The organism is Leyella stercorea DSM 18206 (assembly GCF_000235885.1).
GTDB lineage: Bacteria > Bacteroidota > Bacteroidia > Bacteroidales > Bacteroidaceae > Prevotella > Prevotella stercorea.
On record NZ_JH379335.1, the window covers coordinates 1 to 1655 of the forward strand.

Below are 1655 nucleotides of genomic sequence, written 5' to 3' on the forward strand. Positions count from 1 at the left end.
CCTTGTCCGAGTATCTTCTCTATCTTGTATGTTCCATGCAAGATAGTTCCTGCTTGCAACATTAATTTGTTGTTTATATCCATATATGATACTTTATACTTGCCGTTCTACATCGTGCCGACAGGAAGAAAATCCTTATCGTTTGCCTTTCCTATTTTATTCTACGCCTTTCAGTCTTATTTCCGTCTTTGTCGACTGTCACACACGTTGTTTCATTTAGAGTTATTATTCGATCTGAACTTTCACCCATCCATTCTTTTTTCCAAGGTATAACCATATCATAATACAGACGTTTCTTCTCTGAAGCAACTAATTCCTGTATAACAGTTCTATCATCTGTCAGATTTTCTCCTTGAAATGAGACATCTACAATTTTGATGTCAACATCAGTGGTATTTGTATTTTGCATCTTGTCGATTATGCTCCATGTCCCTTTTTCAGCCAATGATAACATCACAACTTCCTGCACACCATCCACGTCATAAACTAACCGCACGGTGCCGTTGCTGATATAAGTTTTGTCATCATGATATTCATAATTACTTTCTACTGTAGCTTTATTTCCATCATTATACATACTACTTTCTGAATAATACCACTTACCAACCATCAGCCGCTCTGATGGATTGAGCGAGTCACAACTTACCATTGCAAGAATGGCAAACATCATTAATATTACAGAAAAAATATTTTTCATTTTGACTAATTTTATTAAAATAAAAATACCTAATAATAGGCTATTCAGCAATATCATAGTACCCTTCCGCTGTTGTATCTACAGCTGTTGTATCAGCGGTAGCGTCATACTGATAGTCATACGTATCATCTATAACTCCAGAATTACCTCTATTTGCTATAAATATAAAAAACAAAGATATTCCAAATATTCCACCGACAATCTTGCCTAAAAGTTTCAAACTCTTTTTGGAAATTCCATCTCTACGCTCTCCATATTCATTGCCATCACAATCTCCTGCACCAAATAGCATTACAAAGCCATAGAATGGAATCATTTGGAACCATCCTGAATGTCCTAAGTCATGACAACGTTTTGCTCCAACAGCCAACACTACATAGAAATACAATACCAACAACACCAGCATCATCGTGCTTAATACACTATTTTCAACTTGCACATCGATGCTTCGCATTGTTTCCTCTAATACAAAAAAGAAAAGTCCTATAACATATATAGAGAACACCACCAACCAATAGGGTACACGTCCTACTCGTCCTTTGAAATTGAAGATGGAATGATTTAAAGAAATGTCATCTTCATTTTTAGCTTTGTTCTCCGTATTTTCTGCTGCATCTTCAGTAAACACAGGACTTTTTGACACATTTTCTGCCTTCTTAAAATCTTCTGCTGACGTGACTATTGTTTCCTCTTTACCGGTGCCTGCAATAGTATCATCCGATGTAACGTTAATTGTCGCTTGCGTCTCGCTCTTTATGCAATCAAGGTTGCCTTTGAATTCCCTTATGCTCTGTGTTCGTCTTCTTACATTCGGACACATCGCCTCGGTGACAACCTTGATAAGATTGTCAGACACTCCCTTTTCACGAAGTTTGTTCTCCAAAAGTTCATCGTCACTTACCAGGTCAGAAGCTGGCGGTGGTGTCTCACGGGTGAGAAGCTTGTAGAATGTAGCACC

Annotated in this window: 2 protein-coding genes; both read right to left on the minus strand. The window is 37.5% G+C overall.

Going from position 1 to position 1655, the window contains the following annotated elements; all coding sequences use genetic code 11:
* Window positions 1–151 precede the first annotated feature (151 nt).
* Window positions 152–697, minus strand: coding sequence for a hypothetical protein (locus HMPREF0673_RS00150; RefSeq protein ID WP_157591591.1), 546 nt, complete (start codon window positions 695–697; stop codon window positions 152–154).
* Window positions 698–737: 40 nt separating this feature from the next.
* On the minus strand, window positions 738–1655 hold a 918-nt coding region (locus HMPREF0673_RS13255), incomplete at its 5' end, for a DUF805 domain-containing protein (RefSeq protein ID WP_007896652.1).